The organism is Serratia sp. CY33525 (genome assembly GCF_052169115.1).
In the GTDB taxonomy this organism is placed as follows: Bacteria; Pseudomonadota; Gammaproteobacteria; order Enterobacterales; family Enterobacteriaceae; genus Serratia; species Serratia sarumanii.
This window is the reverse complement of sequence record NZ_JBJNLK010000007.1, coordinates 90,291-115,157: the sequence shown is the minus strand read 5'-3', so window position 1 is coordinate 115,157 and position 24,867 is coordinate 90,291. Positions and strand designations below refer to the sequence as shown.

The 24,867-nt window shown below is 59.2% G+C and carries 23 protein-coding genes and 1 other RNA gene; 19 read left to right on the top strand and 5 right to left on the bottom strand.

Annotated elements, in window-relative coordinates; translation table 11 throughout:
- Positions 1 to 395: 395 nt before the first annotated feature.
- The 7 genes from clpP to ACJ8IM_RS17550 all read left to right on the top strand — a co-directional run bounded on the left by clpP (position 396) and on the right by ACJ8IM_RS17550 (position 8,621).
- On the top strand, positions 396 to 1,019 hold the full coding sequence (gene clpP, locus ACJ8IM_RS17580; protein WP_016928858.1) for an ATP-dependent Clp endopeptidase proteolytic subunit ClpP: 624 nt from the start codon (positions 396 to 398) through the stop codon (positions 1,017 to 1,019).
- 143 nt (positions 1,020 to 1,162) lie between these two features.
- Entirely contained in the window at positions 1,163 to 2,434 is a 1,272-nt protein-coding gene (gene clpX / locus ACJ8IM_RS17575) for an ATP-dependent protease ATP-binding subunit ClpX (RefSeq protein ID WP_004940354.1), read from the top strand.
- 194 nt (positions 2,435 to 2,628) lie between these two features.
- Positions 2,629 to 4,983, top strand: a complete 2,355-nt coding sequence (lon, locus tag ACJ8IM_RS17570) for an endopeptidase La (RefSeq protein WP_033653263.1) — start codon at positions 2,629 to 2,631, stop codon at positions 4,981 to 4,983.
- Between the two features lie 216 nt (positions 4,984 to 5,199).
- Positions 5,200 to 5,472, top strand: coding sequence for a nucleoid-associated protein HU-beta (gene hupB, locus ACJ8IM_RS17565; protein WP_004940351.1), 273 nt, complete (start codon positions 5,200 to 5,202; stop codon positions 5,470 to 5,472).
- Positions 5,473 to 5,650: 178 nt separating this feature from the next.
- Positions 5,651 to 7,534, top strand: a complete 1,884-nt coding sequence (ppiD, locus tag ACJ8IM_RS17560) for a peptidylprolyl isomerase (protein ID WP_033637316.1) — start codon at positions 5,651 to 5,653, stop codon at positions 7,532 to 7,534.
- Between the two features lie 138 nt (positions 7,535 to 7,672).
- Positions 7,673 to 8,053, top strand: a complete 381-nt coding sequence (locus ACJ8IM_RS17555; protein WP_039566993.1) for a ComEA family DNA-binding protein — start codon at positions 7,673 to 7,675, stop codon at positions 8,051 to 8,053.
- A 154-nt stretch (positions 8,054 to 8,207) separates the two neighbouring features.
- A complete protein-coding gene (locus ACJ8IM_RS17550; RefSeq protein ID WP_033637318.1) occupies positions 8,208 to 8,621 on the top strand; it encodes an acyl-CoA thioesterase in 414 nt (137 codons plus the stop codon).
- Between the two features lie 42 nt (positions 8,622 to 8,663).
- Here ACJ8IM_RS17550 and queC read toward each other — a convergent pair whose 3' ends face one another.
- Complete coding sequence (queC, locus tag ACJ8IM_RS17545) at positions 8,664 to 9,362, bottom strand: 7-cyano-7-deazaguanine synthase QueC (protein ID WP_101455751.1); 699 nt, start codon at positions 9,360 to 9,362, stop codon at positions 8,664 to 8,666.
- 114 nt (positions 9,363 to 9,476) lie between these two features.
- The gene (locus ACJ8IM_RS17540) at positions 9,477 to 11,192 is read right to left on the bottom strand and encodes an SgrR family transcriptional regulator (protein ID WP_033647300.1); all 1,716 of its coding nucleotides are present in this window, start codon (positions 11,190 to 11,192) and stop codon (positions 9,477 to 9,479) included.
- A 104-nt stretch (positions 11,193 to 11,296) separates the two neighbouring features.
- Here ACJ8IM_RS17540 and cof point away from each other — a divergent pair, with 104 nt between their 5' ends.
- On the top strand, positions 11,297 to 12,121 hold the full coding sequence (gene cof / locus ACJ8IM_RS17535; RefSeq protein ID WP_033647299.1) for an HMP-PP phosphatase: 825 nt from the start codon (positions 11,297 to 11,299) through the stop codon (positions 12,119 to 12,121).
- Positions 12,122 to 12,181: 60 nt separating this feature from the next.
- On the opposite strand, the gene ACJ8IM_RS17530 is transcribed toward cof, so the two are convergent.
- On the bottom strand, positions 12,182 to 13,222 hold the full coding sequence (locus ACJ8IM_RS17530) for a PLP-dependent cysteine synthase family protein (protein ID WP_015376851.1): 1,041 nt from the start codon (positions 13,220 to 13,222) through the stop codon (positions 12,182 to 12,184).
- 122 nt (positions 13,223 to 13,344) lie between these two features.
- Here ACJ8IM_RS17530 and ACJ8IM_RS17525 point away from each other — a divergent pair, with 122 nt between their 5' ends.
- The 5 genes from ACJ8IM_RS17525 to amtB all read left to right on the top strand — a co-directional run bounded on the left by ACJ8IM_RS17525 (position 13,345) and on the right by amtB (position 19,384).
- The gene (locus ACJ8IM_RS17525; RefSeq protein ID WP_004940330.1) at positions 13,345 to 13,806 is read left to right on the top strand and encodes an Lrp/AsnC family transcriptional regulator; all 462 of its coding nucleotides are present in this window, start codon (positions 13,345 to 13,347) and stop codon (positions 13,804 to 13,806) included.
- A 92-nt stretch (positions 13,807 to 13,898) separates the two neighbouring features.
- Positions 13,899 to 15,674, top strand: a complete 1,776-nt coding sequence (smdA, locus tag ACJ8IM_RS17520) for a multidrug efflux ABC transporter permease/ATP-binding subunit SmdA (protein ID WP_060429538.1) — start codon at positions 13,899 to 13,901, stop codon at positions 15,672 to 15,674.
- Positions 15,667 to 17,445, top strand: a complete 1,779-nt coding sequence (smdB, locus tag ACJ8IM_RS17515; RefSeq protein WP_101455752.1) for a multidrug efflux ABC transporter permease/ATP-binding subunit SmdB — start codon at positions 15,667 to 15,669, stop codon at positions 17,443 to 17,445. Before smdA ends, smdB begins: the two co-directional genes overlap by 8 nt.
- 278 nt (positions 17,446 to 17,723) lie before the next feature.
- Positions 17,724 to 18,062, top strand: coding sequence for a P-II family nitrogen regulator (gene glnK, locus ACJ8IM_RS17510; RefSeq protein WP_004940327.1), 339 nt, complete (start codon positions 17,724 to 17,726; stop codon positions 18,060 to 18,062).
- Positions 18,063 to 18,097: 35 nt separating this feature from the next.
- Positions 18,098 to 19,384 carry an ammonium transporter AmtB gene (gene amtB / locus ACJ8IM_RS17505; RefSeq protein WP_004940322.1) on the top strand — a complete coding sequence of 429 codons (1,287 nt, stop codon included), beginning with the start codon at positions 18,098 to 18,100 and terminating at the stop codon, positions 19,382 to 19,384.
- Positions 19,385 to 19,474: 90 nt separating this feature from the next.
- On the opposite strand, the gene tesB is transcribed toward amtB, so the two are convergent.
- Entirely contained in the window at positions 19,475 to 20,338 is an 864-nt protein-coding gene (gene tesB / locus ACJ8IM_RS17500; protein WP_004940320.1) for an acyl-CoA thioesterase II, read from the bottom strand.
- Positions 20,339 to 20,569: 231 nt separating this feature from the next.
- Between tesB and ACJ8IM_RS17495 the strand changes: the two genes are divergently transcribed.
- Entirely contained in the window at positions 20,570 to 21,061 is a 492-nt protein-coding gene (locus ACJ8IM_RS17495) for a YbaY family lipoprotein (RefSeq protein ID WP_049196364.1), read from the top strand.
- Between the two features lie 64 nt (positions 21,062 to 21,125).
- On the opposite strand, the gene ACJ8IM_RS17490 is transcribed toward ACJ8IM_RS17495, so the two are convergent.
- Positions 21,126 to 21,440, bottom strand: coding sequence for an MGMT family protein (locus ACJ8IM_RS17490; protein WP_033647296.1), 315 nt, complete (start codon positions 21,438 to 21,440; stop codon positions 21,126 to 21,128).
- A gap of 156 nt (positions 21,441 to 21,596) precedes the next feature.
- Here ACJ8IM_RS17490 and ffs point away from each other — a divergent pair.
- The 5 genes from ffs (at position 21,597) to ACJ8IM_RS17465 (ending at position 24,756) form a co-directional block, all read left to right on the top strand.
- Positions 21,597 to 21,693, top strand: an RNA gene (ffs, locus tag ACJ8IM_RS17485) — signal recognition particle sRNA small type.
- A gap of 368 nt (positions 21,694 to 22,061) precedes the next feature.
- Complete coding sequence (locus ACJ8IM_RS17480; RefSeq protein ID WP_033653258.1) at positions 22,062 to 22,859, top strand: winged helix-turn-helix domain-containing protein; 798 nt, start codon at positions 22,062 to 22,064, stop codon at positions 22,857 to 22,859.
- The gene (locus ACJ8IM_RS17475) at positions 22,844 to 23,338 is read left to right on the top strand and encodes a FidL-like protein (protein WP_033653257.1); all 495 of its coding nucleotides are present in this window, start codon (positions 22,844 to 22,846) and stop codon (positions 23,336 to 23,338) included. The genes ACJ8IM_RS17480 and ACJ8IM_RS17475 overlap by 16 nt, the downstream gene beginning before the upstream one ends.
- 398 nt (positions 23,339 to 23,736) lie before the next feature.
- The gene (locus ACJ8IM_RS17470) at positions 23,737 to 24,222 is read left to right on the top strand and encodes a winged helix-turn-helix domain-containing protein (protein ID WP_033647291.1); all 486 of its coding nucleotides are present in this window, start codon (positions 23,737 to 23,739) and stop codon (positions 24,220 to 24,222) included.
- Positions 24,223 to 24,252: 30 nt separating this feature from the next.
- On the top strand, positions 24,253 to 24,756 hold the full coding sequence (locus ACJ8IM_RS17465; RefSeq protein ID WP_033653256.1) for a type II secretion system protein N: 504 nt from the start codon (positions 24,253 to 24,255) through the stop codon (positions 24,754 to 24,756).
- Positions 24,757 to 24,867 lie beyond the last annotated feature (111 nt).

Genomic DNA, 24,867 nt, shown 5'->3' with positions numbered 1-24,867 from the left:
TGGCGAACCGGCGCACGATGAAAAAGCCCGCAACCTCAGGTTGCGGGCTTTTCTTTTTGCCACGTTGCTGATTAATCTCAGGTTAAGCGGGGCAATATGCACTATATTTACCCTGTTGACTGGGGAACTGGCTGGCATGATAACGGTCAGATTAACGGCATCGTTTTCGGCGCGCGGAGAAAATCGGCCTCTGGGCTTGAAATCGCGCCGGGATCCCCCAATCTGTAAAGAATAATTCTGGGGCTGTTTGCCAAAGTGCGCGGGATGAAATAACCGTCGGGTACGTGCGGCGCGGGTCGAATGCTTGAGCATAGTCATCATGGCCGTTCTCAAGTAGAATCGGCGTATTAGGGTGACACCCTGGCCGCCAAGGCAATTTCTATTAGGAGACGGTAATGTCATACAGTGGCGAACGAGATCAATTTGCACCGAACATGGCGCTGGTGCCGATGGTGGTAGAGCAGACTTCACGCGGGGAGCGTTCTTACGACATCTATTCCCGCCTGCTGAAAGAGCGCATCATTTTCCTGACCGGCCAGGTGGAAGATCACATGGCCAACCTGATCGTGGCGCAAATGCTGTTCCTCGAAGCGGAAAGCCCGGAAAAAGACATTTTCCTCTACATCAACTCGCCGGGCGGGGTGATCACCGCGGGCATGTCGATTTACGACACCATGAAGTTCATCAAGCCGGACGTCAGCACCATCTGTATGGGGCAGGCGTGCTCGATGGGCTCCTTCCTGCTGACCGCGGGCGCCAAAGGCAAACGTTTCTGCTTGCCGAACTCGCGCGTGATGATTCACCAGCCGCTGGGCGGCTACCAGGGCCAGGCGACGGACATCGAAATCCACGCGCGCGAAATCCTCAAGGTGAAAGCGCGCATGAACGAACTGATGGCGGAACATACCGGCCAGCCGCTGGAGCAGATCGAGCGCGACACCGAGCGCGATCGCTTTATGACCGCGGAAGAAGCTGTGGAATACGGCCTGGTTGACGGCATTCTGACACACCGCAGCTAGAACCACGCGGCGCCGATGGACTATAGTAATCAGAGTGGGCAGGGGCTCGCTCTGCTGTGGCCACTCGGCGTTCCCGATATGAGTTTGGGCGCACTGCCGCCGTGATTTTCCTGCGGGACAAGACTAAAGAAGAGGTTTGACTGATGACAGATAAGCGCAAAGACGGTTCAGGAAAGCTGCTGTACTGCTCTTTTTGCGGCAAAAGCCAGCATGAAGTGCGTAAGCTGATTGCCGGGCCGTCAGTGTATATCTGCGATGAATGTGTCGATCTGTGTAACGACATTATTCGCGAAGAGATTAAAGAAGTTGCCCCGCATCGTGAGCGCAGTGCGCTGCCGACGCCGCACGAGATCCGCCACCACCTGGATGACTACGTCATCGGCCAGGAGCAGGCGAAGAAAGTGCTGGCGGTTGCGGTGTACAACCACTACAAACGCCTGCGCAACGGCGATACCAGCAACGGTATCGAGTTGGGCAAGAGCAACATCTTGCTGATCGGCCCGACCGGCAGCGGCAAAACCCTGCTGGCGGAAACGCTGGCGCGCTTCCTGGACGTGCCGTTCACCATGGCCGACGCCACCACGCTGACCGAAGCCGGTTACGTGGGCGAGGACGTGGAAAATATTATCCAGAAGCTGTTGCAAAAATGTGACTATGACGTGCAGAAAGCGCAGCGCGGCATCGTTTATATCGATGAAATCGATAAGATTTCCCGCAAGTCCGACAACCCGTCGATCACGCGTGACGTCTCGGGTGAGGGCGTGCAGCAGGCGCTGCTGAAGCTGATTGAAGGCACCATCGCCGCGGTTCCGCCGCAGGGTGGGCGCAAGCATCCGCAACAGGAGTTCCTGCAGGTCGATACCTCCAAGATCCTGTTTATCTGCGGCGGCGCATTCGCCGGCCTGGATAAGGTGATCGGCCAGCGCGTCAACACCGGCTCCGGCATCGGCTTCGGCGCGACCGTCAAGGGCGAGTCCGAGAAGGCGACCGAAGGCGAACTGCTGCTGCAGGCCGAACCGGAAGATTTGATCAAGTTCGGCCTGATCCCTGAGTTCATCGGCCGTCTGCCGGTGGTGGCGACCCTGAGCGAGCTGAGCGAAGACGCGCTGATTCAGATCCTGAAAGAGCCGAAGAACGCCCTGACCAAGCAGTATCAGGCGCTGTTCAACCTGGAAGGCGTGGAGCTGGAGTTCCGCGACGAAGCGTTGAACGCCATCGCCAAGAAAGCCATGGCGCGCAAGACCGGCGCCCGCGGCCTGCGTTCCATCGTGGAAGGCGCGCTGCTCGACACCATGTACGATCTGCCGTCGATGGACAGCGTAGACAAAGTGGTGATCGACGAGTCGGTCATCGCCGGCCAATCCAAACCGCTGCTGATTTACGGCAAGCCGGAAGCTCAGGCGTCTGGCGAATAATTAGCCAGTCAAACCAGGGCGTTATCAGCAAAATGGGGGATTTTATCCCCCATTTCTTTTTCCTGCATTCTTGCCGTTGAATGTAAGAGATTCATCCCCATATACTCGTTAACCAGATTTTATGAAACGTTAGATGCTTGCGTCTCATGAGATTCCCCCTCAACCTGGCGGAAATTAAACTAAGAGAGAGCTCTATGAACCCTGAGCGTTCCGAACGCATTGAAATCCCCGTTCTGCCATTGCGCGACGTGGTGGTTTATCCGCACATGGTGATCCCGTTATTTGTTGGCCGGGAAAAATCGATTCGGTGCCTCGAAGCCGCAATGGATCACGATAAGAAGATCATGCTGGTGGCACAGAAAGAGGCCTCAACGGATGAACCTGGCATTAACGACTTGTTCTCGGTTGGCACCGTAGCGTCGATCCTGCAGATGCTGAAGCTGCCGGACGGCACGGTAAAAGTGCTGGTCGAGGGGCTGCAGCGCGCGCGCATCACCACGCTGTCCGACAGCGGTGAGCATTTCGCCGCGCAGGCGGAATACCTTGAGTCGCCGTCGATCGACGAGCGCGAGCAGGAAGTGCTGGTGCGCACCGCGATCAATCAGTTTGAAGGCTATATCAAGCTGAACAAAAAAATCCCGCCGGAGGTGCTGACTTCACTGAACAGCATCGACGACGCCGCGCGCCTGGCGGACACCATCGCCGCCCACATGCCGCTGAAACTCAGCGACAAGCAGTCGGTGCTCGAGATGTCCGACATCACCGAGCGCCTGGAATACCTGATGGCGATGATGGAATCGGAGATCGACCTGCTGCAGGTCGAGAAACGCATCCGCAACCGCGTCAAGAAGCAGATGGAGAAGAGCCAGCGCGAGTACTATCTGAATGAGCAGATGAAGGCGATTCAGAAAGAACTGGGCGAGATGGACGACGCGCCGGACGAGCACGAAGCGCTGAAGCGCAAGATCGATGCGGCGAAAATGCCGAAAGAGGCGCGCGAGAAAACCGAAGCGGAACTGCAAAAGCTGAAGATGATGTCGCCGATGTCGGCGGAAGCGACCGTGGTGCGCGGCTACATCGACTGGATGCTGCAGGTGCCGTGGAATGCGCGCAGCAAGGTGAAAAAAGACCTGAACAAGGCGCAGGAAGTGCTCGATACCGATCACTACGGCCTGGAGCGCGTCAAGGATCGCATTCTCGAGTACCTCGCGGTGCAGAGCCGCGTCAGCAAAATCAAGGGGCCGATCCTGTGTCTGGTGGGGCCGCCGGGCGTGGGTAAAACCTCGCTGGGGCAGTCGATCGCCAAAGCGACCGGCCGCCAGTACGTGCGCATGGCGCTGGGCGGCGTGCGTGACGAAGCGGAAATCCGCGGCCACCGTCGTACCTACATCGGTTCGATGCCGGGCAAACTGATCCAGAAGATGGCCAAGGTTGGGGTGAAGAACCCGCTGTTCCTGTTGGATGAGATCGACAAGATGTCTTCCGACATGCGCGGCGATCCGGCCTCCGCTCTGCTGGAGGTGCTGGATCCGGAACAGAACGTGGCGTTCAACGACCACTACCTGGAAGTGGATTACGATCTGTCCGACGTGATGTTCGTCGCCACCTCGAACTCGATGAACATTCCTGCGCCGCTGCTGGACCGTATGGAAGTGATCCGCCTGTCGGGTTACACCGAGGACGAGAAGCTCAACATCGCCAAGCAGCACCTGCTGCCGAAGCAGCTTGAGCGCAACGCGCTGAAAAAAGGCGAGCTGACGGTCGACGACAGCGCCATCATCGGCATCATTCGCTTCTACACCCGCGAAGCCGGGGTGCGCAGCCTGGAGCGTGAAATCTCCAAGCTGTGCCGTAAAGCGGTGAAAACGCTGCTGATGGACAAGAAGCTCAAGCATCTCGAGATCAACGGCGACAACCTGAAGGATTACCTGGGCGTGCAGCGCGTCGATTACGGCCGTGCGGATACCGAAAACCGCGTGGGCGAAGTCACCGGGCTGGCGTGGACGGAAGTGGGCGGCGATCTGCTGACCATCGAAACCGCCTGCGTACCGGGTAAAGGCAAGCTGACCTACACCGGTTCCCTGGGTGAAGTGATGCAGGAATCGATTCAGGCGGCGCTGACCGTGGTGCGCGCGCGCGCGGAGAAATTGGGCATCAACGCCGATTTCTACGAGAAACGCGACATCCACGTGCACGTGCCGGAAGGGGCGACGCCGAAAGACGGCCCGAGCGCCGGTATTGCGATGTGCACCGCGCTGGTCTCCTGCCTGACCGGCAACCCGGTACGCGCCGATGTGGCGATGACCGGGGAGATCACGCTGCGCGGTCAGGTGTTGCCGATCGGCGGCCTGAAAGAAAAGCTGTTGGCGGCGCATCGTGGCGGCATCAAAACCGTGCTGATCCCTTACGAGAACAAGCGCGATCTGGAAGAGATTCCGGACAATGTTATCGCCGATCTGGAGATTCATCCGGTGCAGCGAATCGATGAAGTTTTGAACATTGCGTTGCAAAACCCGGCCTTCGGCGCACTGCCGGTAGCGGCAAAATAGTGACGAATCGCAAAAACCATTGATAAAACTTATACTGGCAAGCCATTTCGGACTTGCCAGTATTTTTTTGTACCGCTAAGTTAGATCTCTGTCGGCCCGCGTTTTGCCACGCAGTCGGTGGCTTGCCAAGGTTCGATGGGATTGATATAACAGCTGCGCTGTCGCAACCGTAGGGATTTTTCGGTGCGACGATAGAATTCTAGAGGGGATGATAGAGTGAATAAGTCACAACTGATCGACAAGATTGCCGCAGGTGCTGATATTTCCAAAGCGGCAGCGGGACGTGCTTTAGACGCAGTAATCGCTTCCGTTACCGACTCTCTGAAAGCAGGGGATGACGTGGCTCTGGTAGGTTTCGGTTCCTTCACTGTGCGTGAACGTTCGGCTCGTACCGGCCGCAACCCGCAGACCGGTAAAGAGATCAAAATCGCGGCAGCCAAAGTACCGGCCTTCCGTGCAGGGAAAGCGCTGAAAGACGCTGTAAACTGATTTAGCGTCTAACCGTTTAGCGTAACAGGGTTTTGTAATAAACAATCACCTGACGCAGCGGTGCTGGTAAGGTAAGATACAAGGCGCATCGGACTGATGCGCTTTTTTTATTTTTGTCGCAGGGAACGCGCCTGCACAAGGGTTGTTAATCCACATCACAGCGGAGTGTTGTCACACTATGATGGACAATTTACGCGCGGCTGCTAATCACGTCGTGCTCAAAATCATCCTGGCCCTGATCATCCTGTCATTCGTTCTGACCGGGGTGGGTAACTACCTGATCGGCGGCTCCGGCGATTATGCTGCGAAAGTAAATGGTCAGACGATCGAGCGCGCTCAGCTGGAACAGGCTTTCCAAAGCGAGCGTAGCCGCATGCAGCAGCAGCTGGGTGACCAGTTCTCCGCGCTGGCCGGCAACGAAGGCTATATGCAGCAGATGCGCCGTCAGGTGTTGTCCCAGTTGATCGACAACATGCTGCTCGACCAGTACGCCAAGAAGCTGGGCCTGGCGGTCAGCGACGATCAGATCAAGGACGCCATCCGCAAGGCGCCTTACTTCCAGACCAACGGCCAGTTCGATAACGCCAAATACCTCGACCTGATCGGCCGCATGGGCTACACCGCCGACAACTTCGCGCAGTCGATGCGCCAGCAGTTGGTCAATCAGCAGGTGATCCAGGCCTTCGGCGATTCCGGCTTCGTGCTGCCGTCTGAATCGCAAGCCATGGCGGCGTTGGTGCTGCAGGAGCGCGACGTGCGCTTGGCGACCATCGATTTGAAAGCGCTGCAGGCGAAACAGAGCGCCGGCGACGACGAACTGAAGGCGTATTACGATCAGAACAAGAACAGCTTCATCGCACCTGAGCAGGTGAAGGTGAGCTATATCCCGCTGGACGCTGCGTCCATGCAGGACAAGGTGAAAGTGAGCGAAGAAGACATCAGCGCTTACTACGACCAGCACAAGAGCAGCTACGGCCAGCCGGAGCGTAAAAACTACAGCGTGATCCAGCTGAAAACCGAGGCGGAAGCCAACGCGGCGCTGGACGAGCTGAAGAAGGGCGCCGATTTCGCCACGCTGGCGAAAGAGAAATCCACCGATATCATCTCACGCCGCACCGGCGGCGAGCTGGGTTGGCTGGAGCCGGAAACCACCGCCGACGAACTGAAGCAGGCTAACCTGACCGAGAAAGGGCAGCTGTCCGGCGTGGTGAAGTCTTCCGTCGGCTACCTGATCGTGCGTTTGAACGATATCGAACCTGAGAAAGTGAAGCCGCTGAGCGAAGTGCATGACGCCATCGCCAAGCAGGTGCAGCAGGAGAAAGCGGTAGACGCGTATTACGCGCTGCAGCAGAAGGTGAGCGAAGCGGCGACCAGCGACAACGAATCTCTGGCCTCGGCTGAAGAAGCGGCCGGCGTGAAAGCGGCGCAAAGCGACTGGTTCACCCGTGACAACATTCCTGCCGCGCTGAACTTCAAGCCGGTCGTGCAGGCGATCTTCGACGGCTCGCTGATCGGCGAGAACGGCGCGCCGGGCAGCAACTCCGACGTGATCACCGTAGACGGCGACCGCGCCTTCGTGGTGCGCGTGAGCGGCCACAAGCCGGAAGGCATCGAACCGTTCGACCAGGTGAAAGACCGCGTGGCGGAACTGGTGAAGCGCAACAAGGCGCTGCAGGCAGCGAAACTGCAGGGCGAGAAGCTGCTGGTTGAGCTGAAGCAGGGCAAGGGCGACGAGGCGATGAAAGCCGCCGGCCTGAGCTTTGGCGCCGTGCAGAAGATGGCGCGCGCGCCGGAAGACAGCCAGCTGGTAGAGAGCGTGTTCGCGCTGCCGCACCCGCAGGACGGTAAACCGGTATACGGCATGTCGCAGGATCGTCAGGACAACGTGGTGCTGATCGCGCTCGATGCGGTGAAGCCAGGCACGTTGCCGGAAGACGAAATGAAAACCTTCGTTGGCAAGATGGAAGAGGGCGCGACCGGCGTCTCCTTCGATTCGCTGCTGGCGAGCCTGCGTAAAGAAGCCGAGATCAAAATGGGCGCCGCTGAGCAACAGCCTCAGTAATCGCCGCATTTTTCTGCAACGCAGTGCAACAAACAAAGGCCGCTTTCGCGGCCTTTTCCACATCTGATATCCGCCGATTGCTGAATATCCGCCGCCGCGGCAAGGTAACCGTGCTGTCACACACAAGGAGGATACAGCATGCAACATTCAGAGAAAAAAGCGTTTTTCGGTTACCGTCGTCACGTTAACGCCGCGCTGACCGCGCTGTTGTTATGCCTGGCTGGGCCGGGCGCCGCGGCGGAAAAAACCGAGGCGCCGGCGCCCATGCTCTCAACGCCGACGAGCAATGGCGGGCAACAGACGATGACCAGGGTGGCCGAAGAAACGGCGGTCAGCATCAATCAGGCTACCGCCGAACAGCTGGCCGCCGCCTTGAGCGGCGTCGGCCTGAAGAAGGCGGAAGGCATCGTGCGCTACCGCGAGCAGAATGGGCCATTCACCCAGGTTGAGCAGTTGCAGGAGGTGCCGGGCATCGGGCCGGCGCTGTTTGAGAAGAACCGCGCCCGGCTGAAAATGTGATCCCGGTCGCGGCTGCGTGGCAAAATGCCGCTGAGGCCGAAACTCCTCTGCTACATTTTACAGGTCTTACCAGTTTGGCGCGTTGACCAAACGGGCGAGGGAGCCAGCGCGGCTCCCTCTTTCTGTAATCACCAGGCAGGAGCGATCGTTCCCTATGCAAACCTTTATCAAAGTTCGCGGTTATCATCTTGATGTTTACCAGCACGTTAACAATGCTCGCTATCTGGAGTTTCTGGAAGAGGCGCGTTGGGAGTGGCTGGAGAACGAGGCCGGGTTCCGCTGGATGACGGAAAACAACATCGCTTTCATCGTGGTGAACATCAATATCAATTACCGCAGCCCGGCGGTATTGGGGGATAAGCTGCGTATCGACAGCCAGATGGTGCAGCTCAACGGCAAGAGCGGCGTGCTGAGCCAAAAGGTGACGCAGGATCCGGCGGGGACGCCGGTGGCCGACGCGCTGCTGACTTTCGTGTGCGTCGATCTGAAAACGCAGCGTGCGCTGCCGCTCGAGGGGGAACTGCGTGCGCATCTGGAGGCGCTTGTGCCGCAGGAAAACTCACGGTAAACAGGGGGAGAACGGGCGGCAGAAGCTGCCGCCGTCACTGCCTCAGGCCAGACCGGCCTTTTGTTTCAACGCGGCCATCACTTCCGCCTGATTGGCGCGATACTGCGTCAGGCCATTGGCGCGCAGGTTGCAGGCGGCGCACTCGCCGCAGCCGTCACCCTTGATGCCGTTGTAGCAGGTCAGCGTATCCTGGCGCACGCGATCCAGCTGGTGGTAATAGTCCGCCAGCGCCCAGGTCTCGGCCTTGTTCAGCCACATCAGCGGCGTTTCGAAGCGGATATCGCGGGCGATGCCCAGCGTCACCGCCTTGTTCAACGCTTTAACGAACTCGTCGCGGCAATCGGGGTAGCCGGAGAAATCGGTTTCACACACGCCGGTGATCACCGCTTCCGCTTCCACCTGGTAGGCGTAGATCGCCGTCAGCGTCAGGAACAGGATGTTGCGGCCCGGCACGAAGGTGCTCGGCAGCGCATTTTTCTGATTGGGGTCGTAGGCGGGAACCGGGATATTGTCGCGCGTCAGGCTGCTGACGGCCAGCTCGTTGAGCAGCGTTACGTCCAGCACCTTGTGCGCCTTGGCGCCGAGGGCCACCGACAGCTCCTGAGCCACTTCAATCTCGGCGCGATGGCGCTGGCCGTAATCGAACGTGACGCAGTGAACTTCGTCATACTGTTGCAATGCCTGGATCAAGCAGGTCGTGGAGTCTTGTCCACCGCTGAAAACGACAACCGCGCGCTTCATAAAATCACCTTTTTGGGCTTTGGCCTCTCCCGATACACATTCGGGCGGCAGGATAAAATTGCGTTGCGGCGACAATAGTAGCAGAAAGGGCCGCCAGGCGCAGGGCGGTTCGGCTCAGGCCGGGGCGTCGTCCACCGGCGGCGGCAGCCACGCCTGGCAAAAATCGAACCAGCCGTGAGCGGTCAGCGTGACGCCATGCATGCGCGGCGGCGCGCTGATCTGATACTGGTAGTGAAACAGCGGCGTGATGATGGCGGCGGCCATCAGCCGTTGATAATAAGCCTGCAGTTGTGCGAAGCGCGGTTGCTGCGCCTGCAGCTGCTGGATCTGCCGCAGCGTGCCCTGTTGCTGTTGCCAGCGGCTTTCCGTCAGGATGCCGCGCCACAGCGTATCCTGCCGCAGCCAGCTCTCCAGCGTCGCCTCCGGCGCTTCGCCGATCAGGTTGTCCGCCAGCAGCAGGTCGGCCTGGGCGATCTGTTCCTCGCTTTGCCAGCGCTTGCCGGCGTAGTAGCGCACTTCCAGCTCGCAGCCGTGCTGCGCGAGCAGCCGCTGTAGCGCGGCCGTCACCGTTTCCAGCTCGACCGGCGGCCGATACAGCAGCGTCAGCCGGGCGGGCAGGGCGACGTCCTCTTCGACCTGTTGGCGGGGGATGCGCCAGCCGGGCAGCATTTCATGGCTGGGGGTGATCACGCTGTTGGGGATCGGCAGATGGCTCAGCAGGCCGGACTGCTGGATCAGCATCAGCAGCTTTTGCCCCTGGGCTTCGCTCAGCACGCCGTGGCGCAGGTTCAGCGCCAGATAACACCAGCCCAGGCTCATGCTGCGCTGCACCGGCCGGGCCTGCGCCAAATCGTCTTGTTGACCGATGGTGATGCGCACCGGATGCTGGCAGCTGGTGTAGGGGGCGGCGGTGGGCAGATCGGGGGTGATCCAGTATTCGATGGTGTCCAGATACGGATGCTGCAGGTGGTAACCGGCGTGCTGTTCCAGCCGCACCAGCTGCGGTTCATTCAGCGTCAGCTTGAACGGGCCGGCGCCGATGGCCGGCAGCTCCGGGTGGGTCATCAGGCAAGGCAGTTCCGCCAGCCGGTGGGCCAGCCAGTAATCCGGCAGATGCAGATCGAACTGAACGCACAGCGGATGCGGCAGGCTGATGCGCGCGACGTTGGCCAGGCTCGGTTGGCTGCGCGGGTGGTGTTGCAGTTTTTCCAGCGTTTGCAGCAGCTGGTGGCCGGTCAACGGTTCGCCGTTGTGCCAGCGCAGCTGGCTGCGCAGAAAGAAGCGCCAGCGCAGGCCGCGATCGCTAATCTGCCAATGGTGCGCCAGATCGGGCTGCGGTTCCGGGTTACCGGTCATCAGGCGCGTCAGCCCGGCGTGCAGGGTCGACACCAGGTGTTGCTCGGCGCGGCCGGTCAGCGTGAGCGGGTCGAGCGCTTCCAGCGTGCGGTAATAGGGAATGCGCAGCGTCGGGCTGCCGGCCTGCCATTGCCCGCCGAGGTGCGGGCTGAGCAGATCCTGCAGGTGCTGCGGATCGAGCTGCGCCATCTCCAGCGCCCCCTGATGGTTGCCCTGTTGCAGCAGCTGTTGCAACAGCTGCGCGCGTAGCTCATCCGGGGTTTTCAGGCAGTGCAGGCGAGCGCGTTTGCCCCGGCCGGGCTGCGAATGCCAGCTCAGCCAGCCCTGATCCTGCAGCTGTTGCACCAGCGTGCGGGCGTGCCGCTCGCTGCAGTAGAACATCGCCGCCAGCTCGCCGATGGTCACGGCGACCGGCGCGCTGCCGAGCTGATGGTACAGGCGTTGATATTGGCTGAGGCGGTGAACCAGGCGCATGGGCAGAAATCCGGAACGGTTTTTTCAAATTGTTCACTATTACTTCCGTAAATGCCATCCCATACTGCATTGATTGCAATCGCGTTCACATTCAAGAGGTCTTTATGTATCGCCTGGCAGCTTTCGATATGGACGGCACGCTGTTGATGCCGGATCACCGGGTTGGCCCGGAAACGCTGGCGGTGCTGAACCAGCTGGTGGAACGGGAGATGGTGGTGACGTTCGCCACCGGGCGGCACTACCTCGACGCGCAGCCGATCATGGCGCAGCTGGGGCTGCAGGGCTACCTGATCACCGGCAACGGCACGCGGGTGTATGACAACCGCGGCCAACAGCTGCACGCTACCGATCTGCCGGCGGCGGTCGCCGAGGAGGTTTTGCATCATCATTGGCGCACCCGCGCCAGCATGCACGTGTTCCGCGACGAAGGCTGGCTGACCGAGTTTCCCGTGCCGGAAGAGATGCTGCGGGCGCACCACCTGAGCGGCTTTCGTTTTCAGCTGGCCGACGTGCGCCGCCTGCCGGCGTTCGGCAACAGCAAGGTGTGCTTTGTCGCGCCGCATGAGGAGCTGCTGGCGTTGCAGGTGCAGCTGCGGGCACAGCTGGGCGACGAGGCAGACCTGTGCTTTTCCGCCTACGATTGCCTGGAGGTGCTGCCGCTCGGTTGCAATAAGGGCACGGCGCTGGACCGGCTGAGCCGCCATCTGGGGCTGACGATGGCCGACTGCATGGCGTTCGGCGACGCGATGAACGACAAAGAGATGCTGGGGGCGGTGGGGCACGGCGTGGTGATGGGCAACGCCCTGCCGCAGCTGAAATCCCTGCTGCCGCAGCTACCGGTTATCGGCCATTGCCAGCAGCAGGCGGTGGCCCACTATTTACAACATTGGCTGCGTTCACCTTGCCTCACCTATTCCCCCGAAGAATGAGGTTCTCCTTACAGCCGGCCGGGTATGACTACCCGGCTTTTTTTTATCCGCAGCCTGGCGTTACAAATCCGCCAGCTGCGCCAGATACGGCTGCAGATCGCCGATGTTATTGCTGACCCATTCCGGGTTGTAATAGGTATCCAGATAACGCTCGCCGCTGTCGCACAGCAGGGTGACGATCGACCCTTGCTCGCCGTTTTCCCGCATCTGTTTCGCCAATTGCAGCGCCCCCCAGACGTTGGTGCCGGTGGAAGCACCAACCTTGCGGCCGAGCACGCCTTCCAGCCAGTGAATGGTGGCGACGCTGGCGGCATCCGGCACCCGCAGCATGTTGTCGACCACCGACGGGATGAACGACGGCTCGGCGCGCGGGCGGCCGATGCCTTCAATGCGGCTGCCGCAGCTGCCGATCAGGGTGCGATCGCCGTGGTGGAAGCAGTCATAGAACACCGAATTTTCCGGATCGACCACCGTCAATTGCGTATCGTGCCCCTGATAGCGGATGTAGCGCCCCAGCGTGGCGGAGGTGCCGCCGGTGCCGGCGCTCATCACGATGTGTTTCGGCACCGGGAAGGGTTCGCGCGCCATCTGGCGGAAGATGCTGTCGGCGATGTTGTTGTTGCCGCGCCAGTCGGTGGCGCGCTCGGCGTAGGTGAACTGATCCATATAGTGGCCGTTCAGCTCTTTCGCCAGCTGTTCGGAGGCGGCGTAGATCTGGGCGGCGTGATCGACGAAGTGACAGCGGCCGCCGTAAAAGGCGATCTGCTCCACCTTGCGGCGCGCGGTGCAGGACGGCATCACCGCGATGAACGGCAGGCCGATCAGACGGGCGAAGTAGGCTTCGGAGACCGCGGTGCTGCCGGAAGAGGCCTCGATGATGGTGGTGTTCTCGGTGATCCAGCCGTTGCACAGGCCATAAAGGAACAGCGAGCGCGCCAGGCGGTGTTTCAGGCTGCCGGTCGGGTGGGTGCTCTCATCTTTCAGATACAGGCAGATGCCGGGAAACGCCGGCAGGTTCAGGCGGATCAGGTGCGTATCGGCGGAGCGCTGAAAATCCGCTTCTATTTCACCGATAGCATATTTTACCCAAGAGTTTGTCATGATTTGGCCTCAGAATAGGGGGCTGGTTTATGGCGTAGCATAGCCTGTCGGCAGGAAAAAAGGATTGCCATTTTCCCTGTTTAATCGCCTAATGGGAGAAAATTTTTCTCCTGGTAGCCGCTATGTTAGATAAAACAGACCGTAAGCTGCTGTGCATGCTGCAGCAAGATTGCACCCAGTCGCTGCAGGCGCTGGCCGATGCGGTCAATTTGACCTCGACGCCGTGCTGGAAACGGCTGAAGCGCCTGGAAGACGAGGGCTATATCCGCGGCCGGGTGGCGCTGCTGGATAACGAAAAGCTCGGCCTGGGGCTGACGGCGTTTGTGCTGATCAAGACCCAGCAGCACAGCAGCGAGTGGTATCAGGCGTTTGTGCAGTTGACCAGCCAGATGCCCGAGGTGCTGGCGTTCTACCGCATGGCGGGGGAGTACGATTACCTGATGCAGGTCGAAGTGGCGGACATGAAAAGCTACGACGGCTTTTATAAGCGCCTGGTGAACGGCGTACCGGGCCTCATCGACGTCACCTCGAGCTTTGCCATGGAAAAAATCAAATACACCACTGCATTGCCGGTGCCGGAGTGAAAAGTTCACCGGACGGGCGGCTCAACGGTGGTATCCTGCTCCGCTGAAGCAGAAAAAGAGACAAATCCCATAAAATCCTGGAATCAAACTGCGTGAGATTATTTGCTCAAATCGGCTGGTACTTCCGCCGGGAGTGGCGCCGCTACCTCGGGGCGGTGGTGCTGCTGATCGTCATCGCCATCCTGCAACTGTTGCCGCCTAAGCTGGTCGGCATCATCGTGGACGGCGTCACCGAAAAACAAATGTCTACCGGCGTGCTGATGGCCTGGCTCGGGCTGATGATCGGCACCGCGATCGTCGTTTACCTGCTGCGCTATGTGTGGCGGGTATTGCTGTTCGGCGCGTCCTACCAGCTGGCGGTCGAGCTGCGCGAGAACTTTTACCGCCAGCTCAGCCGGCAAAACCCGGCGTTCTACCTGCGCCACCGCACCGGCGATCTGATGGCGCGCGCCACCAACGACGTGGACCGCGTGGTGTTCGCCGCCGGCGAAGGCGTGCTGACGCTGGTGGATTCGCTGGTGATGGGGTTGGTGGTGCTGGTGGTGATGAGCACCCAAATCAGCTGGCAGCTGACGGTGCTGGCGTTGATCCCGATGCCGCTGATGGCGATCGCCATCAAATATTACGGCGACCAGCTGCACCAGCGCTTTAAATCGGCGCAGGCGGCGTTTTCCAGCCTGAACGATCAGGCGCAGGAAAGCATGACCAGCATCCGCATGATCAAGGCCTTTGGGCTGGAAGATCACCAATCCAACCGCTTTGCCGACGTCGCGGCGCAGACCGGCGCCAAGAACATGCACGTGGCGCGGGTGGATGCGCGCTTCGATCCGACCATTTATATCGCCATCGGCGCCTCCAACCTGCTGGCCATCGGCGGCGGCAGCTGGATGGTGGTGAACGGGTCGCTGACGCTCGGGCAGCTGACCAGCTTTGTGATGTACCTCGGCCTGATGATCTGGCCAATGCTGGCGCTGGCCTGGATGTTCAACATCGTCGAGCGCGGCAGCGCGGCCTACAGCCGCATCCGCAGCCTGCTCGACGAGGCGCCGGCGGTGCAGGACGGCCCGCAGGCGTTGCCGGCCGGGCGCGGCGTGCTGGACGTGGATATCCGCGCGTTCCACTACCCGGAAAATCCGCACCCGGCGCTGCATGATGTGGCGCTGACGCTGAAACCGGGGCAAATGCTGGGGCTGTGCGGGCCGACCGGCGCCGGCAAATCGACGCTGCTGTCGCTGATCCAGCGCCAGTTCGACGTCGATCAAGGGCAGATCCGCTATCACGGCCTACCGCTGCCGCAGGTCAAACTCGACGACTGGCGTTCGCGGCTGTCGGTGGTGAGCCAAACGCCGTTCCTGTTCTCCGATACCGTGGCGAACAACATCGCGCTGGGTCATCCGGGCGCGACGCAGGCGCAGATCGAACAGGCGGCGCGGTTGGCCAGCGTCCATGAGGACATTCTGCGGCTGCCGCAGGGCTATGACACCGAAGTGGGCGAACGCGGCGTGATGCTGTCGGGCGGGCAGAAACAGCGAATCTCCATTGCGCGCGCGCTGCTGCTGGATGCGGAGATCCTGATCCTTGACGACGCGCTGTCGGCGGTGGACGGCCGCACCGAACACCAGATCCTGCACAACCTGCGCAGCTGGGGGCAAGATCGCACGGTGATCATCAGCGCGCACCGGCTGTCGGCGTTGACCGAAGCCGGCGAGATCCTGGTGATGCAGCACGGCGGCGTTGCGCAGCGCGGCGATCATGCGGCGCTGGCGGCGCAGTCGGGCTGGTATCGCGATATGTACCGTTATCAGCAGCTGGAAGCGGCGCTGGACGAAGCGCCGGAAAACGGCGAGGAGGCGTTGGCCGATGAATAAAGTGCAAAAGCTGTGGCCGACGCTGAAGCGGCTGCTGGCCTACGGCTCGCCGTACCGCAAACCGCTGGGACTGGCGGTGCTGATGCTGTGGATCGCGGCGGCGGCTGAAGTCGCCGGGCCGATCCTGGTGAGCTATTTCATCGATAACTACGTCGCCAAAGGGCAGCTGCCGCTGACGATCGTCGGCGGGCTGGCGGCGGCTTACATTCTGCTGGAGCTGCTGGCGGCGGCGCTGCACTACTTCCAGGCGCTGCTGTTCAACCAGGCTGCGGTGGGCGTGGTGCAGCGGCTGCGCACCGACGTGATGGACGCCGCGTTGCGCCAGCCGCTCAGCGCCTTCGACACGCAGCCGGTCGGGCAATTGATCTCGCGCGTCACCAACGACACCGAGGTGATCAAGGATCTGTACGTGATGGTGGTTTCCACGGTGCTGAAAAGCGCCGCGCTGATCGGCGCCATGCTGGTGGCGATGTTCAGCCTCGACTGGCGCATGGCGCTGGTGGCGGTCTGCATCTTCCCGGCGGTGTTCGTGGTGATGGGCATCTATCAATACTACAGCACGCCGATCGTGCGCCGGGTGCGCAGCTATCTGGCGGACATCAACGACGGCTTCAACGAAGTGATCAACGGCATGGGCGTGATCCAGCAGTTCCGCCAGCAGGTGCGCTTCGGCGAGCGCATGAGCGCCGCCAGCCAGTCGCACTATCTTGCACGCATGCAGACCCTGCGGCTCGACGGTTTTCTGCTGCGGCCGCTGCTCAGCCTGTTTTCGGCGCTGGTGCTGTGCGGCCTGCTGATGCTGTTCGGCTTCAGCGGCGAAGGCGTGATTGGCGTCGGCGTGCTCTACGCCTTCATCAATTACCTGGGGCGCCTGAACGAACCGCTGATCGAGCTGACGTCACAGCAGTCGATCCTGCAGCAGGCGGTGGTGGCCGGCGAACGCATCTTCGAGCTGATGGATCGCAGCCAGCAGAGTTACGGCGCCGACGATCGTCCGTTGGCCGGTGGCCGCATCGACATCACCGATCTGAGCTTCGCCTACCGCGCGGACAAAAAGGTGCTGCAGCACATTTCGCTGGCGGTGCCGTCGCGCGGCTTCGTGGCGCTGGTCGGGCATACCGGCAGCGGCAAGAGCACCTTGGCCAACCTGCTGATGGGCTATTACCCGGTCAGCGAAGGGGAAGTGCGCCTCGATGGCCGCCCGATCTCCAGCCTGTCGCACCGCACGCTGCGCCAGGGCGTGGCGATGGTGCAGCAGGATCCGGTGGTGATCGCCGATTCGGTGCTGGCCAACGTCACGCTGGGGCGCAACATCGAGGAAGAGGCCGTGTGGCGGGCGCTGGAAACGGTGCAGCTGGCGGATCTGGTGCGCGGCTTCCCGCAGGGCATTCACACCCGGCTGGGAGAGCAGGGCAATAACCTGTCGGTCGGGCAGAAACAGCTGCTGGCGATGGCGCGGGTGTTGGTGCAGGCGCCGCAGATCCTGATCCTCGACGAGGCGACCGCCAATATCGACTCGGGCACCGAACAGGCGATCCAGCGCGCGCTGCGTGCGATCCGCGAGCACACCACGCTGGTGGTGATCGCCCACCGATTGTCGACCATCGTCGATGCCGATTCCATCCTGGTGCTGCATCGAGGCCAGGCGGAAGAGCAGGGCAACCATCAGCAGCTGCTGGCGCAGCAGGGGCGCTACTACCAGATGTACCAGCTGCAGCTGGCGGGCGAGCAGCTGGCGGAAGCGGTGCGCGAAGAGAGCCAACCCGCCTGAGCATGGGCCGCGATCGCGGCCCTTGTTTCTTCCCCTCGCACCACAAGCAGGCAACCCGCCTGCGTCACGCCCCCTTTCTGCACTTTTTCGACGCGATGCGCACCAAATCAGTGCGCATTATTTAACCCATTCAAGGTATCGGTGCTGCGCTGCGTCGCGGGGGCGCCCGCGCGCCCGCTAATCCGCTGAATCGCCATGAAAAATTAAATTTGGCACAGCCCTTGCTACACAAGAGGTGTACCAGGGGTGAGTTTGGGCTTAATTCGTGGAGGGGCAATATGAAGCTGGTGACCGTGGTAATCAAACCGTTCAAGCTGGAGGACGTGCGCGAGGCCCTGTCCTCCGTGGGCATTCAGGGGTTGACCGTAACCGAAGTGAAGGGCTTTGGCCGCCAGAAGGGGCACGCCGAGCTGTATCGCGGCGCTGAATATAACGTCAACTTCCTGCCCAAGGTCAAAATCGATATCGCCATCGCCGACGATCAGTTGGATGAAGTGGTTGATGTGATTAGCAAAGCCGCCTACACCGGCAAAATCGGCGACGGCAAAATTTTCGTTGCCGAGTTGCAACGCGTGATCCGCATTCGCACCGGCGAAACCGACGAATCGGCACTGTAACCGCGAACTCAGTTAAGTGATGGGGATGATTGATAATGAAAAGACTGTTATCCATGTTGGGCCTGAGTTCGGTAACCCTGGTTCCTTCTTTGGCCCTGGCCGCTCCGGCGGTCGCTGATAAGGCCGACAACGCCTTTATGATGATCTGCACCGCGTTGGTGCTGTTCATGACGCTGCCCGGCATCGCGCTGTTTTACGGCGGCCTGCTGCGCGGCAAAAACGTGCTGTCGATGCTGACGCAGGTCACCGTCACCTTCGCGCTGGTTTGCGTGCTGTGGGTGCTGTATGGCTACAGCCTGGCGTTCAGCGAGGGCAATGCGGTGTTCGGCGGGTTCGAAACGGCGATGCTGAAAGGCATCGGCATCGACAGCGTCACCGGCAGCATCAGTCAGATGATCCACGTCGCCTTCCAGGCCTCCTTCGCCTGCATTACCGTGGCGCTGGTGGTGGGCGGCTTCGCCGAACGCATTCGCTTCTCGGCGGTGCTGATCTTCGCGATCCTGTGGTTCACATTGTCTTACCTGCCGATCGCGCACATGGTGTGGGGCGGCGGCTACCTGGCCGCCGACGGCGCATTGGACTTCGCCGGCGGCACCGTGGTGCACATCAACGCCGCCAGCGCCGGGTTGATCGGCGCCTACCTGATCGGCAAGCGCGCCGGCTTCGGTAAAGAGGCCTTCAAACCGCACAACCTGCCGATGGTGTTTACCGGGGCGTCGATCCTGTATATCGGCTGGTTCGGCTTTAACGCCGGCTCCGCCAGCGCGGCCAACGGCATTGCGGCCCTGGCATTCCTCAACACCGTGGTTGCCACCGCGGGCGCCATTCTCTCCTGGACCTTCGCCGAGTGGGTGCTGCGCGGTAAGCCTTCGCTGCTGGGCGCCTGCTCCGGCATGATCGCCGGGTTGGTTGCGGTGACGCCGGCGGCGGGCACCGTGGGCGTGGGCGGGGCGTTGATCATCGGCCTGGTGGGCGGCGTCGCCGGCCTGTGGGGCGTCGTAACGCTGAAAAAATGGCTGAAAGTGGACGACACCTGCGACGTATTCGGCGTGCACGGGGTGTGCGGCATCGTCGGCTGCCTGCTGACCGGCGTGTTCACCGCCTCTTCACTGGGCGGCACCGGCTACGCCGAAGGCGTGACGATGGGCCACCAGGTCTGGATCCAGCTGGTGAGCGTGCTGATCACGCTGGTGTGGTCGAGCGTCGCCGCCTTTATCGCCTTCAAGATCGCGGGCGCCATGGTGGGGCTGAGAGTGCCGGAAGAGCAGGAACGCGAAGGGCTGGATGTCAACAGCCACGGCGAAAGCGCCTACAACCAATAAGACTCGAAGCAGGGCAGTGCGCTAAAGACTAAAATAATGATGAAGCCAAAAGGGGCGATGGAAACATCGCCCCTTTCTTTATATTGCGGATCAGGCGTCGCGCTGGCGAATCACCCCTTCCTGCACGGTGGTGGCGACCAGTACGCCGTCGCGGGTGTAGATCTGGCCGCGCACAAAGCCCCGTGCGCCGGAGGCGGAGGAGCTCTCCACCGCGTACAGCAGCCAGTCATCCATGCGGAACGGACGGTGGAACCACATCGAGTGGTCAATGGTGGCCACCTGCATGCCCGGCTCGAGGAAGCCGACGCCGTGCGGCTGCAGCGCCGTCGGCAGGAAGTTAAAGTCCGACGCGTAGCCCAGCAGATATTGGTGGATGCGCTGATCGTCCGGCATGCTGCCGTTGGCGCGGAACCACACGTAGCGATGCGGTTCTTCCACGCTGCCTTTCAGCGGGTTGTGGAATTTCACCGGGCGCATTTCGATCGGCTTCTGGCCGATAAATTTTTCGCGCACTTTTTCCGGCAGCATATGCGCCAGTTTCTGGGCGATCTCTGACTCGGACAGCAACCCTTCCGGCGGCGGCACGTCCGGCATCAGGTTCTGATGCTCGAAACCCGCTTCCGGGCTCTGGAAGGAAGCGGTCATATAGAAGATAGGTTTGCCGTGCTGGATGGCGCTGACGCGGCGCGCGCTGAAACTGTTGCCGTCGCGCAGGGTTTCCACGTCGTAAACGATAGGCTTGCTGCTGTCGCCTGGGCGTAGGAAGTAACTGTGGAACGAATGCACGCTGCGTTCGTCCGGCACCGTCTGTTTGGCTGCGTACAGCGCCTGGCCGACCACTTGCCCGCCGAACACCTGGCGCAGCCCCAGATCTTCACTCTGGCCGCGGAACAGCCCTTCTTCGATTTTCTCCAGATCCAGCAGATCGAGGAGGTTTTGCAATGCCTGGCTCATAAAGTTATTACCTTTCTAATAATCATTTTGCGCAGTGTGCGGAATATCACGGCGCGGCGTCAACATTTTGCGTTAAAGGGCCGATGAGAATGCTCTTAATCGTGGACGCCTTGGGTTGTTTAAGTGATTAATAGGCAGGGTAAAGTGGATTTATCAGTGTTTTGTGCTAGGTTTAATAGGTGAGGTGGTGAAAGCCACCAACATGTTGATAATAAAAAAGGAGACCGATCCATGAAACTCTGGCAAATCGTAGGCGGTGCCGCGGCACTGACGATCACGCTGGCGGGATGCGCGCAAAAGAGTGCTGATGTGCCTACCCAGGCGGCCGGTAACCCGGCGGCTGCGCAAACGCAGATTCAGGGCCCGGTGGTGACAGGTTCGGTTAATATACGTCAGCGCATTGCGCTGCCGCCGGACGCCGTACTGACGGTCACCCTCTCTGATGCCTCGCTGGCAGATGCGCCGTCCAAAGTGATTGCACAGCGCGCGGTACGTACTGAAGGGCAGCAGGCGCCATTCAGCTTTACGCTGCCGTACAACCCGTCCGACATCCAACCGAATGCGCGTATCATTCTGAGCGCGGCGGTGACGGTCAACGGGCGACTGATGTTTATTACCGACACCATCCAGGAAGTGGTTAACCGCAACGGCACCCGTGCCGATCTGCTGCTGGTTCCGGTTCAGGGTGTGCCGATTCAGGCTGCGCCAACCGCCATGCAGTAAGCTTACTGCGGTACAGCAAGATGAAATCAGCAGCCTTTGCGCTTCGGCCAAAGGCTGTTTTGTTTTACCAGCGCCAGCCGTAGCGATCGAAATCGACCGTGCTGTGCGGGCCGAAAATAATCCCCTCCGCCAGCAATGCCTGCCGTTGCCGTTGAAAATCCTCCCCCTGCTGCGAGATCTGTCCGTGCCGGTTGATCACCCGGTGCCAGGGCAGCGTGCTGCCTTCCGGCAAACGCCGCAGCACGCCCCCGACCTGACGCGCGGCGCGCGGCGAGCCGGCCAGCCGGGCGACTTCGCCGTAGGTGGTGACTTTGCCGAACGGGATGGCGGCCACGATATGGAAAACCCGCTGGCTGAAAGAGGCGTCTTCTGGTTGCATATTGCTGTTCCTGCGTGACTCAAAACCCAGGCGAAGAGTGTGCCACAGCGCAGGTGGGTAAGAAAACAGCGGTTAACCCCGGTTGGCTTGCTATTTGATGGGGCATCGCCGATAATGCCCACCGCTTCGGAGTACAGAAGCCGTCAATGGGGGCCCTGTTGGTTCTCCCGCAACACTAACTTGTGAACTCGGTCAGGTCCGGAAGGAAGCAGCCGCAGCAGGTGACGTGTGTGCCGGGATGTAGCTGGCAGGGTCCCCACCCATTTTGCGGCCCGCAAAATGCTTATCCCCGTTATTCCTCATGTCGACAAGCTGCGCAAGCGTCATTTCGCACGCCGCGAGCGTGAATCTTTTCCTCTGCGCCGTTTTTGCCCTTCTCCTCCCGTGACCAAATGTATTGTTGCCAACAGATCCGATGACGGTGAAAAAATAGCGTTTATATCGTTATTTGTGGGACAAATAATGACGCAGGGATAGGGAAAATTCTTAAAGTTGCACGCCTGTTGGGATGGCGTTAGTATGGTTTATTCTCGTTGCGAAAAAACTATCCGCGCTTCGCGGCGGTCGACGAACTGGCTGAATAAGTTTAAATAATAACCCGTGTGCGCTGTCAGGCTGAACATGATTTATATCATTGATAAAGATATTACATTTAACACTGAAAACGGTTCATTGAAGAGTATAAAGAAGGGACGGGAAGTTTTCTTATCCAGCGTCAATTCGAGAGTATTCAAATGCTTGCTCGAGCATGGCCACGAGGCGGTAAGCCGGGAAACGCTGTTGCAACAGGTTTGGAGCGATCACGGCTTGAGCGCTTCTTCCGCGACGTTAAATCAATATATCAGCCTGACGCGGCGGGCCTTGACGTCTGTCGGTTTCAACGAGCGCCTGATCGTTACCCTCTCTAAAAAGGGGTATAGACTCAATAGAATAATATCGATAGAGCGGCTGCGGATTGATTTGCCTGAGCCTCCCCACGCCGCGGACGTTCCCACTACATCGCCCGCATCCGCCGCGGCGTCAAAAAATACCCACCATTATTTTTTTATTCTGCTGCGCAGCTTATCGATCGTCGTGCCATTATCTTTTCTGGCGCTGTGCTTCATCTATTACAAACATCATCGCGACAGTGAAAAGAAGCAGGTATTGTCTTACGTCGGTACGGTGAACGGCTGCCCGATCTACTATGCCGGCCATTTTTTGGAGAATCATCAGGACGACTATTTGCAGTTCTTGAGCCGTAAGGATCTTTATGGCCAGCGTTGCCGCCCCAGTGAGATTATCATCACCAAGGTTAACCGTTCTCATAATGCCAGTGAAGACAGCGGACGCCAGTTTATCGCCAAATGCACGAAGGACAGTGCGGCCGTTTTGCATAATTGTGAGAGCGAGTACATCCGGGCATGGAAAAAAAGTTAAATATCTTGTCAGCCACGCTGGTCGGCCTGTGCGTGTTGACCGGCAGCGTGGTGTATTCCCTGGTGCGCAGCCATCATGGCTTCGGCGATTTGTCCTGCGAAGCGAACGCCACGTTTAATTATTTCAATTCGCTGGACGCGCAGGCGGCGCACAATGATATCCAGCTGTCGCTAAAAATAAACTACATCTTTTTGTCCGGCGATAAGGGCGTGATGATGCTGTCGGGCCTGGCCAACGATGGCGAAGAGAAGTATTTCGTCAACCGACGGGTTAACTTCAGCTACGTCTCGCAAGGCAGTTTTTATCGCTTCCACTATGGCGAGATGAATTATTCGCCGCGTGATACCTTGCCGGACGAGGTGTATACTTACTTTTTCAGCACTGAATCGACGTTTTATCATATTCGCAGCGTGGATAAGAATACGTTGATGTTTAGCGATGCCTACTCGCCGATGTTTTTATGCAATATTGAATCCTGATGTGCATGTTATTTTATATGGGTTAAGGTGTATTCTGGTTACCTTTTATATCCTCGTGTCCTGCCTTTTTCGCACGCAGCTAATAACATGGGTTATTATGCGTGAATGCCTATTTTTTCATTGTTAATCAAATTTAATGGTGATTTAGCTATTTTACAAAAACGGCTATCATCATGTTTTTAAATGATTTAATGAATCTAAGGCGATGCGGTGTAGCCATATTAATTTTATATTGTTTATATTAAAGAAATAAGTTGCATGAATGTTTTTCGCATGATTAATTGAGGCCGCTCTTGAAACGGCGAACTATTAATTTTCATTGAAAATGCATCTCGCCGCATGCGTGCAAAGGTGATGGCACAAGAGCCTTTGGACTTCATTAAACTGATAGGCGAGAGATGGACATACATAACATTGCCCTGAACGAGACTCTGTTGGAAAATGAGTTGGTGATATTAAACAACAATGAAAAAACGCTGTTGTTTAAAAAAGAGAATGTGCTCATTGAAATGACCGAATTACAGCGGCGCTTCATGCTGTGCCTGTTGAGCGGTATTTATAAGAAGAACGACATTATTCGCGCGGTCTGGTTTTGCAATCATGAGACCATCAGCGACAACAATTATTATCAGATGATATTCCAATGCCGCTCTTTGCTCTCACGCCACGGTATTCCCGGCGAGGTGATCAAGACCATTCCCCGATTTGGCGTGATGCTGAGCTTTCAGGCCTGCGAGCGCGCGGCCGCTAATTTGCAGGGGGAATGCCCGTCGCCATCGGCTAATAAGCGCCGGCGAACGTGGTTGGACGCCGTGAATTATAAAGTGGCCCTGATCATCACGCTGCTGTTTTCTGTCGCGATGGTGGTCGGTATTTCCGCTTAGCGTTGACACCGTTGAATAACCGGGGGGCACGTGAGCAAGCGGTTGACAGACCTTCTTATTCTACTTTTCTGCCTGATAAATCTGGCATTCATGCTCCAGCTGGGATGGCGAATGGTGGCCGGGGATGGCGCGCCCGTTGAGCCGAGCCGTGAAAACGCGCGCGGGCCGGTGCGTCATAGTGTCTTTCCTCAGGAAGATGACATCGGAAAAATTAATGACGCGCACTGGTTTGGCCGCTATCAAGCGGCGAAAAACGGCGAAAAGGCGCACGGGTATAAAGTCGGCGAATGGGCGATCGGTGCCGAGCTGCTGGCTAACGCGCCGGAAGCCGCAGCGCTCGGCAAGATAGCCGGCCTGCTGTTCAGCGACAACGCCAAAAAAAGCCTGGTCATCGTCGAGCATGGCGGCAAGCAAACCGGTTATGGCGTTGGCGACCGTCTGGCCGGCAGCAATGCCGTTATCGTGCGGATAGTGAAAAATAAAATACTGCTCGATGAAAACGGCTATTACGCCACGCTGACGTTTAAAGAGTAGCCGGCGCGCCGTTTCGGCGCGGGGTGTTTCATAGCATAAGGCGACATTGTGATTACGCATTTCATTTATCGTTCCGGCCCAGGCTGGAGCGCCGGCTTATGGCGCGCATTA

Bases quoted from the DNA above. Each gene is read 5' to 3' on its own strand.
- clpP (WP_016928858.1), top strand. From the start codon at position 396: ATGTCATACAGTGGCGAACGAGATCAATTTGCACCGAACATGGCGCTG.
- clpX (WP_004940354.1), top strand. From the start codon at position 1,163: ATGACAGATAAGCGCAAAGACGGTTCAGGAAAGCTGCTGTACTGCTCT.
- lon (WP_033653263.1), top strand. From the start codon at position 2,629: ATGAACCCTGAGCGTTCCGAACGCATTGAAATCCCCGTTCTGCCATTG.
- ppiD (WP_033637316.1), top strand. From the start codon at position 5,651: ATGATGGACAATTTACGCGCGGCTGCTAATCACGTCGTGCTCAAAATC.
- ACJ8IM_RS17555 (WP_039566993.1), top strand. From the start codon at position 7,673: ATGCAACATTCAGAGAAAAAAGCGTTTTTCGGTTACCGTCGTCACGTT.
- ACJ8IM_RS17550 (WP_033637318.1), top strand. From the start codon at position 8,208: ATGCAAACCTTTATCAAAGTTCGCGGTTATCATCTTGATGTTTACCAG.
- queC (WP_101455751.1), bottom strand. From the start codon at position 9,362: ATGAAGCGCGCGGTTGTCGTTTTCAGCGGTGGACAAGACTCCACGACC.
- ACJ8IM_RS17540 (WP_033647300.1), bottom strand. From the start codon at position 11,192: ATGCGCCTGGTTCACCGCCTCAGCCAATATCAACGCCTGTACCATCAG.
- cof (WP_033647299.1), top strand. From the start codon at position 11,297: ATGTATCGCCTGGCAGCTTTCGATATGGACGGCACGCTGTTGATGCCG.
- ACJ8IM_RS17530 (WP_015376851.1), bottom strand. From the start codon at position 13,222: ATGACAAACTCTTGGGTAAAATATGCTATCGGTGAAATAGAAGCGGAT.
- ACJ8IM_RS17525 (WP_004940330.1), top strand. From the start codon at position 13,345: ATGTTAGATAAAACAGACCGTAAGCTGCTGTGCATGCTGCAGCAAGAT.
- smdB (WP_101455752.1), top strand. From the start codon at position 15,667: ATGAATAAAGTGCAAAAGCTGTGGCCGACGCTGAAGCGGCTGCTGGCC.
- glnK (WP_004940327.1), top strand. From the start codon at position 17,724: ATGAAGCTGGTGACCGTGGTAATCAAACCGTTCAAGCTGGAGGACGTG.
- amtB (WP_004940322.1), top strand. From the start codon at position 18,098: ATGAAAAGACTGTTATCCATGTTGGGCCTGAGTTCGGTAACCCTGGTT.
- tesB (WP_004940320.1), bottom strand. From the start codon at position 20,338: ATGAGCCAGGCATTGCAAAACCTCCTCGATCTGCTGGATCTGGAGAAA.
- ACJ8IM_RS17495 (WP_049196364.1), top strand. From the start codon at position 20,570: ATGAAACTCTGGCAAATCGTAGGCGGTGCCGCGGCACTGACGATCACG.
- ACJ8IM_RS17490 (WP_033647296.1), bottom strand. From the start codon at position 21,440: ATGCAACCAGAAGACGCCTCTTTCAGCCAGCGGGTTTTCCATATCGTG.
- ACJ8IM_RS17480 (WP_033653258.1), top strand. From the start codon at position 22,062: ATGATTTATATCATTGATAAAGATATTACATTTAACACTGAAAACGGT.
- ACJ8IM_RS17475 (WP_033653257.1), top strand. From the start codon at position 22,844: ATGGAAAAAAAGTTAAATATCTTGTCAGCCACGCTGGTCGGCCTGTGC.
- ACJ8IM_RS17470 (WP_033647291.1), top strand. From the start codon at position 23,737: ATGGACATACATAACATTGCCCTGAACGAGACTCTGTTGGAAAATGAG.